Source organism: Macrococcus sp. CoH-51_TC_04 (assembly GCF_058188655.1).
On sequence record NZ_JBVGOY010000001.1, the window covers coordinates 515,416 to 534,012 of the forward strand.

15 protein-coding genes and 1 other RNA gene are annotated in these 18,597 nt (G+C 38.8%); 2 read left to right on the forward strand and 14 right to left on the reverse strand.

The window, feature by feature from the left end:
* Window positions 1–3 precede the first annotated feature (3 nt).
* The 7 genes from ruvX to ACZ2V4_RS02750 form a co-directional block, all read right to left on the reverse strand.
* Window positions 4–423, reverse strand: a complete 420-nt coding sequence (gene ruvX / locus ACZ2V4_RS02720) for a Holliday junction resolvase RuvX (RefSeq protein ID WP_219492272.1) — start codon at window positions 421–423, stop codon at window positions 4–6.
* Window positions 416–661, reverse strand: a complete 246-nt coding sequence (locus ACZ2V4_RS02725; protein ID WP_241427516.1) for an IreB family regulatory phosphoprotein — start codon at window positions 659–661, stop codon at window positions 416–418. The genes ruvX and ACZ2V4_RS02725 overlap by 8 nt, the downstream gene beginning before the upstream one ends.
* 79 nt (window positions 662–740) lie before the next feature.
* The gene (alaS, locus tag ACZ2V4_RS02730) at window positions 741–3,365 is read right to left on the reverse strand and encodes an alanine--tRNA ligase (RefSeq protein ID WP_283721912.1); all 2,625 of its coding nucleotides are present in this window, start codon (window positions 3,363–3,365) and stop codon (window positions 741–743) included.
* A 247-nt stretch (window positions 3,366–3,612) separates the two neighbouring features.
* Entirely contained in the window at window positions 3,613–6,006 is a 2,394-nt protein-coding gene (gene recD2, locus ACZ2V4_RS02735) for an SF1B family DNA helicase RecD2 (RefSeq protein WP_490514480.1), read from the reverse strand.
* A 2-nt stretch (window positions 6,007–6,008) separates the two neighbouring features.
* The gene (locus tag ACZ2V4_RS02740) at window positions 6,009–6,668 is read right to left on the reverse strand and encodes a tetratricopeptide repeat protein (protein ID WP_219492277.1); all 660 of its coding nucleotides are present in this window, start codon (window positions 6,666–6,668) and stop codon (window positions 6,009–6,011) included.
* A 60-nt stretch (window positions 6,669–6,728) separates the two neighbouring features.
* Complete coding sequence (gene mnmA / locus ACZ2V4_RS02745) at window positions 6,729–7,844, reverse strand: tRNA 2-thiouridine(34) synthase MnmA (protein ID WP_219492280.1); 1,116 nt, start codon at window positions 7,842–7,844, stop codon at window positions 6,729–6,731.
* 11 nt (window positions 7,845–7,855) lie between these two features.
* Window positions 7,856–8,983: a cysteine desulfurase family protein gene (locus ACZ2V4_RS02750; protein WP_219492282.1), complete on the reverse strand. Its 1,128-nt coding sequence runs from the start codon at window positions 8,981–8,983 to the stop codon at window positions 7,856–7,858.
* A gap of 171 nt (window positions 8,984–9,154) precedes the next feature.
* Here ACZ2V4_RS02750 and ACZ2V4_RS02755 point away from each other — a divergent pair, with 171 nt between their 5' ends.
* Window positions 9,155–10,150 (forward strand): LLM class flavin-dependent oxidoreductase, encoded by a 996-nt coding sequence (locus ACZ2V4_RS02755; protein WP_219492284.1) that lies wholly within the window; start codon window positions 9,155–9,157, stop codon window positions 10,148–10,150.
* A 339-nt stretch (window positions 10,151–10,489) separates the two neighbouring features.
* On the opposite strand, the gene cymR is transcribed toward ACZ2V4_RS02755, so the two are convergent.
* Window positions 10,490–10,912, reverse strand: coding sequence for a cysteine metabolism transcriptional regulator CymR (cymR, locus tag ACZ2V4_RS02760; protein ID WP_012657169.1), 423 nt, complete (start codon window positions 10,910–10,912; stop codon window positions 10,490–10,492).
* Window positions 10,913–11,019: 107 nt separating this feature from the next.
* Between cymR and ACZ2V4_RS02765 the strand changes: the two genes are divergently transcribed.
* On the forward strand, window positions 11,020–12,258 hold the full coding sequence (locus ACZ2V4_RS02765; RefSeq protein ID WP_219494837.1) for a replication-associated recombination protein A: 1,239 nt from the start codon (window positions 11,020–11,022) through the stop codon (window positions 12,256–12,258).
* Between the two features lie 19 nt (window positions 12,259–12,277).
* Here ACZ2V4_RS02765 and ACZ2V4_RS02770 read toward each other — a convergent pair whose 3' ends face one another.
* The 6 genes from ACZ2V4_RS02770 to hisS all read right to left on the reverse strand — a co-directional run bounded on the left by ACZ2V4_RS02770 (window position 12,278) and on the right by hisS (window position 18,451).
* Window positions 12,278–13,276, reverse strand: coding sequence for an ABC transporter permease (locus tag ACZ2V4_RS02770; protein WP_490514481.1), 999 nt, complete (start codon window positions 13,274–13,276; stop codon window positions 12,278–12,280).
* Window positions 13,269–14,198 (reverse strand): ABC transporter ATP-binding protein, encoded by a 930-nt coding sequence (locus ACZ2V4_RS02775; RefSeq protein ID WP_219492288.1) that lies wholly within the window; start codon window positions 14,196–14,198, stop codon window positions 13,269–13,271. Before ACZ2V4_RS02775 ends, ACZ2V4_RS02770 begins: the two co-directional genes overlap by 8 nt.
* Window positions 14,199–14,291: 93 nt before the next feature.
* A complete protein-coding gene (locus tag ACZ2V4_RS02780; RefSeq protein ID WP_283721914.1) occupies window positions 14,292–15,068 on the reverse strand; it encodes a tRNA threonylcarbamoyladenosine dehydratase in 777 nt (258 codons plus the stop codon).
* Window positions 15,069–15,167: 99 nt separating this feature from the next.
* Window positions 15,168–15,356, reverse strand: a non-coding RNA gene (ssrS, locus tag ACZ2V4_RS02785) — 6S RNA.
* A 53-nt stretch (window positions 15,357–15,409) separates the two neighbouring features.
* Entirely contained in the window at window positions 15,410–17,188 is a 1,779-nt protein-coding gene (gene aspS, locus ACZ2V4_RS02790; protein WP_283721915.1) for an aspartate--tRNA ligase, read from the reverse strand.
* 3 nt (window positions 17,189–17,191) lie between these two features.
* The gene (gene hisS, locus ACZ2V4_RS02795) at window positions 17,192–18,451 is read right to left on the reverse strand and encodes a histidine--tRNA ligase (protein WP_283721916.1); all 1,260 of its coding nucleotides are present in this window, start codon (window positions 18,449–18,451) and stop codon (window positions 17,192–17,194) included.
* Window positions 18,452–18,597 lie beyond the last annotated feature (146 nt).

The following is an 18,597-nucleotide window of genomic DNA, read 5'->3' on the forward strand; positions in this document are numbered from 1 at the left end:
TTTCTATTTAGAGTTAAGATAACCTTGCAGTATAAATACTGCTGCCATCTTGTCGATTACTTGCTTACGTTTCTTACGTGATACATCGGCTTCAAGCAAACTACGCTCAGCACCAACTGTAGAAAGTCGCTCATCCCACATGATGATATCAAGTTCAGGACAACTTGACTTTAACATTTCACTAAAGTGCAGTGATGCCTCTCCACTTGGACCAATCGTGTTATTCATATTTTTAGGGAGTCCGATTACCGCCGTAGTTACATTATTTGTTTCTATTATTTCTTTAAGTGCTTCAATTCCATAATCTTCATTCGCTTCATCGATACGGAGTGTTGTTAAACCTTGAGCAGTCCATCCCATAGCATCACTAAGAGCGACACCTATAGTCTTTGAGCCGACGTCTAGTCCTATTGATTTATGCATTGGTTTTCTCTGAATTGATATAACTTGATACAAGTTGTTCCATAATTTCGTCACGGTCTAATCTGCGAATTTGATTACGTGCATCATTATGTCTAGGAATATAGGCTGGATCACCCGATAATAAATAGCCAACAATCTGATTAATCGGGTTATATCCGCGCTCTTCCAGCGTATTGTAGACATTTAATAATACGGTGCGAACTTCTTCTTTGGGTAAGTCTTCGATGTTAAATTTCATCGTCTTGTCAAATTCCACTTGAAACACTCCTTTTAGTATGACCTGATACACATTCATCATACTATAGATAACATTTTAATTACAATTGATTAATGTAACTATTAACGAATTGTAATGCTTTCGTAACGTCTTTAGGGTTCGGCGCTCCGCCTTGAGCTGAATCTGGGCGTCCGCCACCTTTACCTTCAGTTTCCTGTGCCACTGCTTTAATTAAGTCTCCTGCTTTAACTTTATCCGTTAAAGCCTTAGGAACGCTCGCCATGTAGCTTAATTTATCTGTTGCAGCGACTAGGAAGATGACTGCATCTTGTACTTTCGATTTATAGTCATCCATAAGTTCTCGTAACATTTTAGCGTCTTGTACTTCTACTTCAGTACTTAACACTTTTATGCCATTGATTTCTTTAATATTATCTGAGATATCACCCATCTTTAAAGCAGAAATTTCTTTATTCAACTGAATAATTTGTTTTTCTTGCTCTTTCATCACTGAAGTTATCTCATTTACTTTTTCAGTTAACTGTTCTTTAGCTTTTACTTTTACAACTGGCAGTAACGTATCTACTGTATCCACAAACTCAGATAAGTAATTAAATGCTGCTTTACTTGTAACAGCTTCAATACGGCGAACACCTGCGCCTGTTCCAGATTCGGATACAATCTTGAACAATCCAATTTCACCTGTATTACGGACATGGACACCACCACATAGTTCGATAGAATAATCACTCATTTCAACAACACGTACAATGTCCCCATACTTTTCACCGAACAATGCCATCGCACCTTTTGTCTTTGCTTCATTAATCGGCATCTCGTTGATTTCCACATGTATGTTCTGCCAAATTTTTTCATTAACAATTTGTTCAACTTTTGCAATTTCTTCTTTTGTAACAGGTCCGAAGTGCGAGAAGTCAAAACGTAAACGCTCAGGCGTAACTAAAGATCCTGCCTGATTAACGTGTGTGCCTAACACATCTTTTAAGGCTTGATGCATTAAATGTGTTGCACTGTGGTTTTTAATGACGAATGTTCTGAATTCTGCATTCACCGCTGCTTTCACTGCAGATTTCGTTACTTTACCAAAACGCACTGTACCTGTGTGTAAGTTTTGACCGTTCGGTGCTTTCGTAACCTCTGTCACTTCAATTTCAAAACCTTCACCTGTAACAATACCATTATCTGCAACTTGTCCACCACTTACAGCATAAAATGGCGTTTCTGCCATGACGAACTGCACATCAGAACGGTCGTCTGCTTCTTCTACTTCAACACCATCCTGTAATAATGCAGTAATGACAGTATCCGTCGTTAATGTATCGTAACCGACAAACTTACTGTCAACTTTAATATTCGATAACACCTCATTTTGTACTTGCATACTTTGTGTCTTCTGACGTGCTTCGCGGGCACGTGTACGCTGGGCTTCCATCGCCACTTCAAAACCTTCATGATCAACTTTCACGCCCGCCTCTTCAGCAAGCTCTTCCGTTAATTCAACAGGGAAACCGAATGTATCATACAGTTTGAAGACATCTTCACCCTTTAAGACATTGTCAGAAGCTTTAGCACTATCTTTAAGTGCATTGAACTGCACTAAACCTTCTTCTAAAGTTTCATGGAAACGATCTTCTTCAGATTTCACGACTTTCTTGATAAAATTCTTATTCTTATCAACATCAGGATAATATGGTTTCATAATGCTAGCTACAATGTCAACAAGCTCGTACATGAACGGTTTATTAATATCAATCTTCTGTGCAAAACGCACCGCACGACGTAATAAACGACGTAACACATAGCCTCGACCTTCATTTGAAGGCAATGCACCATCTCCTATAGCAAAGCTTACCGTACGAATATGATCAGCGATGACTTTGAATGCAACATCATCTTCTTTATTATCGCGATATTTACGCCCTGAAATTTGTTCTGTTGCTTCGATAATCGGCATAAATAAATCTGTATCATAGTTTGTCGGAACATCTTGAGAAATAGACGCCATACGCTCTAATCCCATCCCAGTATCTATATTCTGCTTTGGAAGCGGAGAATACGTATGATCTGGATTATGATTGAATTCAGAAAATACTAAGTTCCATACTTCTAGATAACGCTCATTCTCTCCACCCGGATACATTTCTTCAGCTGGATCATCTTGGCCATAGCTTTCTCCACGATCATAGAAGATTTCAGTATTTGGTCCACTTGGTCCTTCACCGATATCCCAGAAATTACCTTCAATACGTGTGATATGGTCATCTGTTAATCCGATATCATTGACCCATAAATCATATGCTTCTGTATCTTCCGGATGAATCGTTACATATAACTTTTTAGGTTCAATGGCCATCCATCGCTCGCTCGTTAAGAATTCCCATGCAAATTCAATCGCTTCTTTCTTAAAATAATCCCCAATCGAGAAGTTCCCGAGCATCTCAAAAAATGTATGGTGACGTGCAGTGAATCCAACATTCTCAATATCATTCGTACGAATCGATTTTTGTGCGTTCGTAATTCTTGGATTACGCGGAATCACACGTCCATCGAAGTATTTCTTAAGGGTCGCAACACCCGAATTAATCCATAATAATGTATCGTCATCAATTGGCACTAATGGTGCTGATGGTTCAATCATATGACCTTTCTCTACAAAGAAATCTAAATACATCTGTCTTATTTCTGCAGCTGTTAAACGTTTCATCTTATCTTCTCCTCTAGTTAAAAAAATACACGCTCTCCCTAAAAAAGGGACGAACGTGTTCGCGGTACCACCCTAGTTATGACAAAGTCATCACTCATTCGTTATTCACTTACAACTATTAAAGTAGCTTCAGCAGACGTACATCATATCTCTCACCAGCCGATATGTCTCTATAAAAGTACGGTTTGCTTACTCACCTTTAAAGTATATTGAATTACATAAATTATAAAAAAATAAGCAGTAATCGTCAACTTATAAAATCATATGGTGTAATGCCTTCCATGTTGATCATCGGATCAACGAGATGCATATTGTCTTCTGTCATCTCACCAACATTGAATGGCAATATATTTCCATCTGAATTAACATGCTGTGTAGCATCCGCTTCATCTGTCTTAAAATATTCGATAAGGAACTGATAGAAGCTTGTAAACCTTGCGTTACCGATACGCTTTATCCCTTCATTAAAAGCCTGTATATCTCCACAAAAAATAAGTGATTGTTTCGCACGCGTTAATCCGGTATATAGTATATTCTTCTGCAGCATTCTGTAGTACTGATTGACAACCGGCATGATTACTATCGGAAATTCCGAACCTTGAGACTTATGAATAGAACAGCAGTATGCATGCGTAACTTCCATTAAATCTGCTTTCGTATACGTTACTTCACTACCATCATAGTCAACAATCACAACATCTTTGTTTAATGCATTCTCAGCTGCCATAAAGATGCCGATAACTTCTCCGATATCACCATTAAATACGTTATCTTCAGGTCGATTGACAAGCTGCAGAACCTTATCACCCGTTCTGAAACAAACATCTCCAAACTGCAGTTCACGCTTGTTTTCATCACTTGGATTCAATATTTCCTGCAGCACTTTGTTCAGCGCACGTATACCTGCTGGTCCTCTATATATCGGTACGAGTACTTGTATGTCACGCATATCATACCCTTTACTCACAGCACTACGCACAATTTTCTCAATCACATCTGGTATTTGATTGCTTGAGCACGGGATAAAGCTTCTATCGTTATAGCGTTTCGTAATATCAAATGGTTCATTACGCTTAATTTGGTGTGCAAGTTCAACGATTGATGAACCTTCCTGCTGCCTGTACACTTCGTTCAACTCAATCTGGGGCATAATTTGTGCATCTATCATATCCTTAAATACTTGCCCCGGACCGACCGATGGGAGCTGGTCCTGGTCACCGACAAATATAATCTGGGCATCGTTTGGTACAGCCTTCATCAATTGAAACATGAGCCACGTATCAACCATTGACATTTCATCAATAATGACCAGTTTCGCTGTAATTTCGGTTTCTAGCACATCGTCCGGTTTATTTTCTTTCGTCCATCCAATTAACCTGTGTATCGTCGTCGCTTCAAGTCCTGTCGATTCCTGAAGACGCTTCGATGCACGACCAGTTGGTGCTGCGACGACAATAGGATAGTCCTGTCCGTCATAGTCATCATAATCGAGACTTAAGCCATGCAGCTCGGCATATAAATTCACAATACCACGCACTACCGTTGTCTTTCCTGTACCAGGACCCCCCGTTAGAATCATCAGCTTAGCGTTCATCGCCGTAACAAGTGCATCTTTCTGACGTTCTGCATAGCTGACTTCAAACAAGGTTTCCAGATCCCCAATTGCCATCAACACTTCTGACTGTTCGAATTGTTTCACCTGATCCTTATGATTCATTAATCGATGCAATATTTGTACAGCTTTTGTTTCAGAATAGAATAGACTCGGGATATAGATGTTCTTCTCATGTTCAACGAGCTTATGTTCCTCTGTCAGTTCAGTGAGTGCGATAACGAGACGATCAGGATTGACTTGACTGCCATTTTTCGTCAGTAGATTGAAGCTTGTTTCAAGTAATACCTGGTCCGGAATATATGTATGTCCATTCTGGTTAGAGGCTTGTTCTATCGTAAACACGAGCGCTGCTTTCAGACGTTCTGGGTGATTGTTATCGATACCGAGTTTCCCTGCCAGTTCATCTGCCTTATTAAATCCGATACCTTCAATATCCATCACGAGTTGATACGGGGATTCATTAATCACCTTCAGCGTATCGTCCTTATAGAACTGATAAATCTTCATCGCAAGCTGTGGCCCGAAGCCAAATTCATTCAGTCGAATCATAATCTTCTCGATTGCCTGATTATCATGAATCGTACTATAGATTAATTCTTTCTTCTCATCTGATAACTTCGGCACCTGGTCAAGACTACTTTTATCATCAAGAATAATGTTCAGTGCATCTTCACCAAGCACTTCTACAATCGTTCTCGCTGTTTTCTTACCGACTCCTTTAAACAGATCACTTGATAGATAATGAATAATACCGTCACGCGACTGTGGCATATCCTTCTCAAATTTATCCGCCTGTAGCTGCTTTCCGTACTTCGGATGCGTTACAATCTTCCCGGTAAAAGTATATGTATCACCTTCAGCAATTTGCGGAAGGTATCCTGTAATCGTAGCATCATCATCGAAATCTTCATTTGATTCAATCACTTCAGCTTTCAGCACAGTATAGAAATTATCATTGTTATAAAATAATATTCTCGTTATTGTCCCTTTTACAAAGGATTGCTCAAACAAAGTCATATTTTCCAATGCTACTCCTCCTTAAGTAATTCGAATTGCTTAACAGCGTGACCAGCAAGCATATGATCCGGACTCACCATTAACACACGCTTAAACCCTTCAATCGCTTTATCTGCATCTTCATCAATCATATATTGTGCAAGCGTTAAATTATATAACGCATCCGCATGAGACGCGTCCTGATCCATTACACGCTGTAGCATCTCGACAGCGTCACCATACATACTAAGCTGACACATCACGAGACCATATTGGAATGCAATCTCAATATCTGCATCATTTAGCTCATGTGCACGCATCAAATACGGCAATGCGCTACTCATCTCACCTAGATTAACGAACGACATACCGAGCATATAATACGTATCCGCATCCTGCAGCTCATACGCTATCGCCTTCTGATACAACTTCACCGCTTCATCAAATCGTTCAGCATTATAATAAATATTGGCTAAGCCGTAATAAGCGCCACCATGCTCAGGATTAACAGTGATCGCCTTCTGGAAGAAACGCTCTGCCTCTTCAAGCTTACCTGTATCAAACAAGATCGTACCAACATTAATATAGTGCGTCACCTCTTCAGGCTCAGACTCAATTGCTTCAAATAATAACTTTAACGCCGCTTCATACTTTTTATTCTTAATTAATTCCATTAACTGATTATCATCCATTGTATAACCTCCAAATACTACTATTATATCAAACTATAAAAAAAGAAGACAAATTGTCTTCTAATTCTGTACTACATATTCTAACTGTCCTGACGTCTTATATACATCGTCAATTGTTGCACCGCCGAGACACACTTCTCCGTCATAAAACACAACAGCTTGACCCGGTGTAATTGCACGCACAGGTTCTGCATACGTTACCTTAATTGTGTTATCATCAATTTTTTCAACTGTAACTTTCGTATCTTTCTGACGATATCTGAACTTCGCAGTACATTCAAGTGGCGTCGTTAAATCAACAGGATTTACAAACGATACATCAGATGCGATTAAATAATCACTGTATAACGCATCATGATCAAATCCCTGCTCAACATATAAAACGTTATCCTTCAAGTTTTTACCTACGACAAACCAAGGATCTCCGTCTCCACCGATACCTAATCCGTGTCGCTGTCCAATCGTATAGTACATTAAACCGCTATGTGTGCCCATCGGTTTACCATCCAACGTCTGCATTTCACCGTTTTGTGCTGGTAAATATCCACTTAAAAATTCTTTAAAGTTTCGCTCACCGATGAAACATATGCCCGTAGAATCTTTTTTCTTTGCTGTCGCTAAATCATGTTTCAAAGCAATTTCACGCACTTCAGGCTTTTGCAGATGTCCAAGTGGAAACATCACACGTGAGAGTTGTTCTTGCGTTAACTGGTTTAAGAAATATGTCTGATCTTTATTGTTATCGACGCCGCGCAACATTTCTACACCGTCTTCTGTATGTCTTACTTGCGCATAATGACCGGTTGCAACATAATCCGCACCAAGTTTCACTGCGTGCTCAAGAAATGCTTTAAACTTAATCTCTTTGTTACACATCACGTCAGGATTTGGTGTACGTCCCTTTTTATATTCATCTAAGAAATACGTAAACACTTTGTCCCAATATTCCTGTTCAAAGTTCACTGCGTAATACGGTATGCCGATCTGGTTACATACACGAATCACATCTTCATAATCTTCAGTCGCTGTACATACACCAAATTCGTCCGTATCATCCCAGTTCTTCATAAAAATACCGATAACGTCATACCCTTGTTCTTTCAGCAGTAAAGCTGTAACAGAACTGTCAACGCCACCACTCATTCCTACTACCACTTTTGTTTTACTGTTATCCATGTTATCAATCCTTAATTATTATATATTTCCTGTATACTTTGTGCGATAAATTCAATTTCTTCTTCTGTCATTGTGTACGAGAAGCTAAAGCGAACGGACTGCTTCGTACGCTTATCCTCACCATACATTGCTGTGAGGACATGTGATGGTTCGATACTGCCTGCTGTGCACGCTGAACCGCTTGATACATATACACCAGCCATATCAAGACGCGTTAACATAATCTCTACATCACTAAACGGAAAGTAAAGATTAAGAATGTGAGGTAACTGATTGTTCAAGTCGCCATTTACTTCGAATGGAATATCACGTTCAGTTAATGCATTAATAAAGTGCATCTTTAAATTAACAAGTTTCACATTGCGTTCTGTCATGTTTTCATGTGCTTCTTTAATCGCCTGTGTCATTCCAAGAATATAAGGGATATTCTCCGTTCCTGCACGACGCTTCGTCTCCTGAGACCCTCCAAGCTGCTGATATTCTAAATCCACACCTTGTTTAACATAGAGTAAACCAACACCTTTAGGTCCATATAATTTATGAGCAGTTAAAGTGAACAAATCTATGTTCAATGCACGAAAATCGAGTGGCATATGACCGACTGCCTGTACGCCATCCGTGTGAAATAATGCCTGATGCCCATATAATAGTTCACCTATTTCATCAATCGGCTGTATCGCGCCGACTTCATTATTGCCGGTCATGATTGAGACGAGTATTGTATCGCTTCTTAACGCATGCTTCAGATCTTCAATATTAATCACACCATGACGATCGACCGGTAAGTACGTCACTTCAAATCCTTCTTGCTCTAACTTATTGAAGACATGCAGTACAGCGTGATGTTCAACTTGAGAAGTAATAACATGCTTCCCCTTATGCTGATGACGATATGCCGCTCCTTTTATTGCTGTATTATTTGATTCAGTAGCGCCACTCGTAAAGATAATCTCTTTCGCATCGACGTTAAATTCACGTGCGATATTTCGACGTGCATCATCTAACAATTTTCGTGCTTCACGACCTACTGTGTGAATACTTGATGCATTACCAAATTGTTGAGTAATCCCATCATATATCGCTTGTGCTACAGTTGGTGATACATGCGTCGTCGCAGCATAATCTGCATAAACTTTCATATTGAACATCCTTTCTATTTTTTCAATAACTTATATTAACACCCTTTCTATAAAAAAACTATAAGAACAGCTTCATTGTATAAAATATATCACTTAAAGCAAATTATTATTCATTGTTTCTGACGAAGTGTTAAAATAGCGATACATGAGAGAGTATTAGGAGGAATAACATTGGCAAATATTAAAGTACCTGTTTCAATATTAAATTTAGCACCTGTTAGAAAAGGTTCAACAAATAAAGAAGCAGTAGAACAAATGACAGCACTCGCGCAACTCGCTGAAGAACTCGATTACAGAAGATATTGGATAGCAGAGCATCACAATACACCGAACTTAGTAAGTTCTGCAACGAGCATATTAATCGGTCACGTATTACAACATACGCAGACAATCGAAGTTGGTTCTGGTGGTATTATGCTTCCAAACCACGCACCACTTGTTGTTGCCGAACAGTTCGGAACCCTCGCAACAATCTATCCGAACCGTGTAAGTCTAGGATTAGGACGTGCACCTGGAACAGATATGATGACTGCAAGTGCATTAAGACGTGATAGACACGACAGTGTCTACACATTTCCTGATGAAGTGAAAGACTTATTGCAATACTTTGGACCAGAAGAAAAACAAGGCTACGTCAAAGCATATCCAGGTGCAGATACGAACGTTCCTATCTATATATTAGGATCTTCAACAGATTCTGCACATCTAGCAGCGCGATTAGGTCTCCCTTATGCTTTCGCATCACACTTTGCACCAGAACAGATGAAAGAAGCCATTCAGATATACAGAAATTTATTTACACCTTCTGAATATTTGAAAGAACCATATGTTATGGTCGGAACAAATGTTATCATCGGAGAAACAGACGAAGAAGCAGAATACCTGGCAACAACGATGCACCAGATGTTCTTAAGCATTATCCGAAATGCACGCATTCCGATGCAGCCACCTGTAGAAAATATGGATGCACTGTGGAGTCCGCAAGAGAAATTGATGGCCATGTCACGCACAGCGACTGGATTTATCGGTTCTGAAGAGACAGTGAAAGCACAGCTGGAAGCATTTCAAGAAGAATTTAATGTAGATGAGTTTATCGCTGTAAGTTATATATATGATATTGATAAACAGCATGAAAGCTATCGTAAGTTTAAAGCACTAACATCATAATTTAAAACTCCCGGATCATAGATCTGGGAGTTTTTTAGTGTTATATGTGGGGGTGATGTTTTGGGTGGTCGCCCTGACACTTGTAGGTGGCGAACTTTCACGATGTTCGGCATCTAGTCCTTCCAGGTGGTCGCCCTGACGCTTGTAGGTGGCGAACTTTCACGATGTCCGGCACCTAGACCTTCTAGGTAGCCGTCCTGACACTTGTAGGTGGCGAACTTTCACGATGTTCGGCATCTAGTCCTTCCAGGTGGTCGCCCTAAAGCTTGTAGGTGACGAACTTTCACGACATTCGCCATCTACTCCCTATCACAACATAGAATCAAACATTACAAAACATTATATATAGAACATATACCCTTCTATTGGACTGCTTTCTTTATAATGCATTAAGTCATACAATGTCGTTTCATCAAGGACTTTCTTCACCGCATCACGAATATCAATCCATAACTGTTTCTGTGCTGGCGGTTCATCTTCAATGCCCTCAACTGGTGTAATCGGTCCTTCTAACAAACGAATAATTTCACTCGTTGTCACTTCTTTCGGATGTTTCATCAACTTATAACCACCACGTGCACCACGTACACTTTTAATGAGTCCTGCATTTCTAAGTGGTCCAACAAGTTGTTCTAAATATAAGTCACTTAAATGATTTTCTTCTGCAATCGTTTTTAAGGATACAGTTTCACCTTTATCATATCGTTTCGCGAGCGATATCATTAACGTTAAACCATATCTTCCTTTAGTTGATATTTTCATTATATAGATGCTCCTTTTCAATAAATCAATTTTATCACATTTTTATGTAAAATAAGGTACACTTTATATGAAAAGGGGAGGATTTTTTGGAACCATTAGCATATAGAATGAGACCGAATACGATTGATGATATCATCGGACAGGCACATCTCGTCGGTCCCCGTGGCATTATTAGACGTATGGTTGAGTCGAAACGTTTATCCTCAATGATATTATATGGACCTCCCGGCATTGGCAAGACAAGTATCGCACAAGCCATCGCTGGAAGTACAAATGTTAAATTCAGACAATTAAATGCTGTAACAAATACTAAGAAAGATATGCAGCTCATCGCTGAAGAGGCAAAGATGAGCGGTCAAGTCATATTATTACTGGATGAAATTCATCGACTCGATAAAGGAAAACAAGATTTCTTGCTGCCGCATCTAGAAAAGGGCAGTATTATACTGATTGGTGCAACGACGAGCAATCCATATCATGCTATTAATCCTGCCATTCGTAGCAGGACACAAATTTTCGAACTGTACCCACACGGTGATAAAGAAGTAAAGCAGGCGCTGACGCGTGCTTTAAATGATGATGTGAATGGGTATGGTAAAAAAGATGTTCAAATTGATGATGATGCAGTTTCCCACTTTGTCCAAAGTGCTGCCGGGGATATCAGAACTGCACTCAATGCACTGGAACTTTCAATTTTATCTGCACAGGATGACCCTGTTCATATTACTTTACAGGATGCGAAAGATTGTCTGCAGAAACCGAGTTTTAATTTCGATGCAGATGGGGATATGCATTACGATATAATGAGTGCATTTCAGAAATCCATTCGTGGTAGTGATGTTGATGCAAGTCTCCATTATCTAGCACGCCTGATTGAAGGTGGAGACTTACCGACAATTGCGAGACGTCTGCTCGTTATCAGCTATGAAGACGTTGGACTTGCCTCACCAGGTGCTGGTGCAAGAACCCTCGCTGCGATAGAATCTGCAGAACGTCTAGGCTTTCCGGAAGCACGTATCCCACTCGCACAAGCTGTGATTGAATTATGTTTAAGTCCAAAATCAAACTCTGGTATCAGTGCGATCGATCACGCACTAAAAGATGTTAAGAGCGGTAAAGTCGGTGCGATACCAAAACATTTGAAGGATGCACATTATCAAGGTGCCAAAGACTTAGGAAATGGTGTTGATTATAAATATCCACACAGCTTTGAAAGTGGCTATGTCGTGCAGCAGTATTTACCTGATACATTAAAGCATAAGCACTATTACGAACCAAAAGCAACGAGTAAGTCAGAGCAGCAGTTCAAACAGATTTATGACAATATAAAACGACAAAAGCGTTAATCGCTTTTGTCGTTTTGATTTAGTTTGCTACATCTCGTTTCTTAAATATAACAGCAGTTACGATAATTACAATGAGTAGTGCAACAATGTTGTAAATTAAACTGTAAGTAAACGTCATATCGTCTACAGGTAGTGGTGCAATATTATCAACATTATATTGATTCAGTCCCCAGTTCGCCGGCCATAAAAACTTTACAAGTTCAGTTTTACTTTGTAAGAACATGACAGCCATATCTCCGAAGAACATTAACGTAAATGCGATACCGATACTTAATGAAGTATTTCTGAACAGTACGGATAAACTAAATGCAATAACTGCAAATATAACAACGTACATATAGTCATTTGCAAAATGTCTCATCAGTAATGGCATGAATTCTACCATTTTATACTTCATCTCTTCACCACTCTGTACAGCAATCTTACTTGTTGGATTCATTTGAGATGTTATAAGACTAATGATAAGCTTCACGACATAACCAAATAACAGGAATAAAAACGATGCAATAAATGCAAATATTAATTTAGATGCAAATATTTTAAGTCGTGATGCTGGGCGTATTAATAACAGTTTAATCGTCCCTTGCTGATATTCACGCGACATTAATCCGCTACACATAACTGTAATCATTATCGCGATTAATGGGATAAAACCATTGATACCGAGCATATCACCATATACATCATTACCAGCAGGTGGCTGAACATCTTTTTTCAAGTAGAATGACAACTCAGAAATACGACTTTCATACGTCGCAAGTTTATTATAATCTACTACTTCTCTATCTTTTTCTTTCTTTTTATTAATTTTTGCAAGTTCCGTCTGCATATCCTTAATATCTTTTTTTACTTCAGTTTTCCAGTTATCACCATACGTTTTATGGTCATACTTCGTTGAACCAAACTGCATCGTTAGTAAACTAGGCAGCAACATAAATAAAATGATTAACCCGAGCATGATCCATGTTCCAAGTCGATTGAAATATTTAATCCATTCGTTATAAACCAGCTTACCCAATGTGCACACCTCCGTCATTCGTAATATTCATAAAGCGATCTTCAAGTGATACTTTTTCTTTCGTAACACTATATATATCAATATCATCCTTTACGATATTACGTATCAATTCCGGTATATCTTTACTTGCGGTATCGATTGTAAACGTATCACCTTCTTGATGATACTGTTTACCAATACGCTGGAAAAATGCCTGCGCACGTTCAGAAGGATATAAGTCTAACGTATGTTTAACAATAGTGTCTGATGTTACAACTTTATTGACTTCTTCAATTTGTACCATCTTACCATTTTTAATAATACCGAAACGGTCACACATCAGCTCCATCTCACTCATTAAATGGCTTGATACGATTACTGACATATTTTCTTCTTTAGCGAGTTTCTTTATGTAGTCACGAATTTCACGAATTCCGGCCGGATCTAATCCGTTTGTCGGTTCGTCTAAAATTAAAATTTTCGGTTTATGTAAGAGCGCCTGTGCCAGACCTAAACGTTGACGCATACCTAGTGAATACTTCTTCACTTTATCTTTTATACGTGGCTGGAGCCCTACAAGCTTCACAACGCGATCGATATCAGCTTTCGTTATTCCTTTTTGCATACGTGCAAACTGCTTTAAGTTTTCATATCCAGATAAAAATGGATAAAGCTCAGGATTTTCTACAATTGCACCGATATCTTTCATTATTTCTGAACGATTGTGCACGACAGACTTTCCAAGTACTTTAATGTCACCTTCTGTTGGTGTTGTAAGACCTACAATCATACGGATTGTCGTCGTTTTACCTGCACCGTTCGGACCGAGGAAGCCAAATACTTCTCCTTTATTTACGGTGAAGTTCAGATCTTTAATAATTTCTTTCTTACCAATCTTTTTGTGAAGATTAGTGACTTCAAGACTATATTGCTGACTTTCCATGATACACCTCCATCATTTTTACCACTTAATTGTACTATAGTTATCCATTTAATGCTAAAATTACTAGTAAAATGACATTAAAAAACAGCAACCTCAATTGCTGTTTTGTTTATCTTTCACACGTGTCACAGGGAAATCCTTCAAAATATCATTTACCACATAGCTCGCACAAATTAATCCGACAACACTTGGTACAAAAGCATTAGAAGATGGGGGCATCTGCGCTTTACGAATCGGAGCATCAGGGTTGCCGACATACGATTTCACATCGTCACGTATTACAATCGGGCTTTCATCAGAGAAAACAACAGGGATGCCTTTATAAATCTTCTCTTTACGCAGCTTTGTACGAATTACTTTCGCCATAGGATCTGTATGTGTCTTCGAGATATCTGCAATCTGGAAACGTGTCGGATCCGTTTTGTTTGCAGCCCCCATGCTCGAAATAATCTTTATACCACGCTTTAGACATTCTTTCATTAAATGAATTTTATACATGATTGTATCTGATGCGTCTACAACATAATCAATGTCATATTCGAATATCTCTTCATACGTTTCGTCTGTATAGAACATATGCAGAGAAGTCACCTTACATTCAGGATTGATTAATTTTATACGCTCTTCCATTAATGTTACTTTAGATTGTCCCACAGTTGTCGTCAGTGCATGAATTTGACGGTTTACATTCGTTATATCTACATCGTCTTTATCGATCAGTATAATGTGCCCGATATTGGTACGAGCAAGCGCTTCAGCAGCGAAAGAACCTACCCCTCCAACACCTAAGATCATTACCGTCTTTTTATTTAATGCATCTAATCCTTCTTTTCCATATGCAAGCTCATTTCTTGAAAATTGATGTTTCATAATGTTCTCCATTCTTCTTTCATTATATGTATATCCTACCATATAACTCGAATTTGTGAACACAAAAAAGACGAAGGACATAAGTCCTTCGCCAATACGATAGTATCCAACTGAGCCGTCATTGTATAGTTGATCATTTTGGCCTGATAAATTCAGGTGGGTGCCCTGTTTCTTATTCAGCAAGTCCTCCATTAGAGGCGTGTGCATCGTAAGAAAACCTATTAGGCTCCCTGATCATAAAGTGTTAGGTCAAAATATAAAAACTAATGTCGTACTCTTCAGACACCTATCTTATGTCTTTATAATATCATATATTTCATATAATGCAAATAAAAAACTTTCTATTTTTCTGAATTTTCAATATTTAACTGGATATGAAGTTCTTCTAATTGCTTGTCGTCCACTTTACTTGGTGCATCTGTCAATAAACAAGTTGCACTTGCAGTTTTCGGGAATGCGATTACGTCACGTAAGTTTGTACGGCCTGATAATAACATTACCATACGGTCTAATCCTAGAGCGATACCGCCATGTGGTGGCGCACCGTACTTAAATGCATCCATTAAGAATCCAAACTGTTCCTGTGCTTCTTCTTCACTGAATCCTAATGCCTCGAACATCTCCTGCTGCATCTCCTGATCATGTATACGGATTGATCCACCACCGAGCTCATAACCATTTAATACGACGTCATATGCATTCGCCTGTACTTTTTCTTTGTCCGTTTTCAATAATTCTCTATGCTCTTTTTTCGGTGCTGTGAATGGATGGTGTGCTGCGAAGTAGCGATCTAGCTCCTCGTCATATTCAAATAACGGCCAGTCTGTCACCCACAAGAAGTTAAATTTATTATCGTCAATTAAGCCAAGTTCCTTACCAAGCTTATTACGTAAGTTTGCGAGGCTTGCGTTGACAACACTCCACTTATCAGCAACAAATAATATTAAGTCACCCGTCTCTGCATTTGTCACATCTAATAATTCTGATGCATGACTTTCTTCAAAGAATTTCGCGATCGGTCCGTTTAATCCATCTTCAGTCACTTTAACCCATGCTAACCCTTTCGCACCATATATCTTTGCATATTCCTGTAACGCATCAATATCTTTACGTGAATATTTATCACTCGCGCCTTTTACAACGATTGCTTTAACGGCACCACCACTTTCTACCGCACCTTTGAATACTTTAAATTCCATCTTTGAAGCAAGTTCATTTAAAGTCACAAGTTTCATATCAAAACGTGTGTCAGGTTTATCAATTCCGTAATCACGCATCGCTTCTTCATACGTCATACGCGGGAAAGGTGTCACAATATCGATCCCTTTAACATCTTTCATAATACGTTTAAGCATTCCTTCATTCATTGTCATAACATCTTCCTGATCAACAAAGCTCATTTCGATATCAATCTGAGTAAACTCCGGCTGACGGTCTGCACGTAGATCTTCATCACGGAAACACTTAACGATCTGATAATATTTATCAAATCCACCAATCATCAATAACTGCTTAAAGATTTGCGGAGACTGTGGTAATGCATAGAATTCTCCTTCTTGTACACGTGACGGAACAAGATAATCACGTGCACCTTCAGGAGTAGACTTTGTAAGTACAGGTGTTTCAACTTCGTAAAATCCACCTTCATCTAAGTAGTTACGTACAGCACGTGTAATTTGATGACGCATTTTAAATGTGTTCGCTAAAGGTTCACGGCGTAAATCTAGGTAACGATATTTTAAACGCACGTCTTCTGAGCTATCAGTCTCTGCTTCAATCTGGAATGGTGGTGTTTCAGATTTATTAATAATCGTTACATCACTAACCTGAACTTCTACTTTACCTGTTTTAATCTTTGGGTTGATAACAGCTTCATCACGCATCGCTACCTTACCATGAACTTCAATAACATATTCAGAACGGATAGTTTCAGCAACTGCCAATGCTTCTTTTGAGAAGTCCGGGTTAAATACAATCTGTACGACACCTTCACGGTCGCGTAGATCAATAAAGATTAGTCCGCCTAAGTCACGACGTTTTTGTACCCATCCCTTTAAAATAATTTCTTGTCCTATATATGATTCTGTGACTAAGCCACAATAAGTTGTTCTGTTATCCATTCATTATTCTCCTTTAATATATGATGCAATATCCTGTAATTTAATTGTTTCACTTTCACCGGTCTGCATCGCTTTAATTTGTATTTCATTCGTCTCAATTTCGTCGCTTCCGAGTACAACAGTGTATGTTGCGTGAATACGGTCGGCCTGCTTCATCTGACCTTTCATCTTACGTCCGAGATAGTCCATATCAGCACTTATACCTGCATTACGCAGTTCTGCAACAATCTTAACTGCTTCTTTCACAGTTTCAGGCATCGTTACAACAAATATATCTACTGATTCTTCAACATCAAGTTCAATGCCTTCTGCTTCAATCGCAAGCAATAATCGTTCAATACTTAATGCGAATCCGATCCCTGTTTCTTTAGGTCCATCCAGCATCTCTAATAATCCGTTATAACGACCACCACCACAAAGTGTTGTAATCGCTCCGAAACCTTCCGCTTCACTCATCACTTCAAATGCAGTATGCGTATAGTAATCTAGGCCACGCACTAAATTTGCATCCTCGATATATGGAATGTTTAGCAAGTCTAAGTATTGTTTCACTTCTTCATAATAATTTCTTGAATAATCGTTTAAGTACTCAGTAATCTTCGGTGCTGTTTTAACTGCAGGCTGCTCATGGTCAACCTTACAATCCAGGATACGCATCGGATTCGTATGTAATCTGTTTTTACAGTCATTACAGAAATTATCGATATGTGGTTCAAAATGCTCAATGAGCGCCTGTTTATACTCTTCTCTACTATCCATATCACCAATTGAGTTCAGTACAATCTTAATATGCTTCAACCCAAATGATTTGTATATGTTATACACCATATGAATAACTTCTGCATCAATTGCTGGATTTTCACTACCGATTGCTTCAACACCGAACTGTACAAATTGACGATAACGTCCTTTTTGTTTACGTTCGTAGCGGAACATTGGCCCATTATAATAAAGTTTAACCGGTTGATTAGCATCTCCATTCATCTTATTCTCAATATAACTTCTTACAACAGCTGCTGTCCCTTCTGGACGTAATGTTAAACTACGATCTCCTTTATCTTTGAACGTATACATTTCTTTTTGAACGATATCTGTAGAACCTCCAACACCACGCGCGAAGAGATCCGTCGACTCAAACATTGGTGTACGGATTTCCTTATAGTTATAACTTGCTGCAATATTATGCAACTTTGATTCGACATAGCGCCACTTGGCAGTTTCAGCAGGTAGTATATCTTGTGTTCCTCTTGGTATATTAATCATCATTATCCTCCTTAATATAAAAAAGCCCCTTATGCATATGCATAAGGGACGAAATATTCGTGGTGCCACCCAAATTGATATTCAGTAAAGAATATCCTCTTTAGTACATTTAACGCATGCATTACGGCTTTACTTTCATAAAGCAA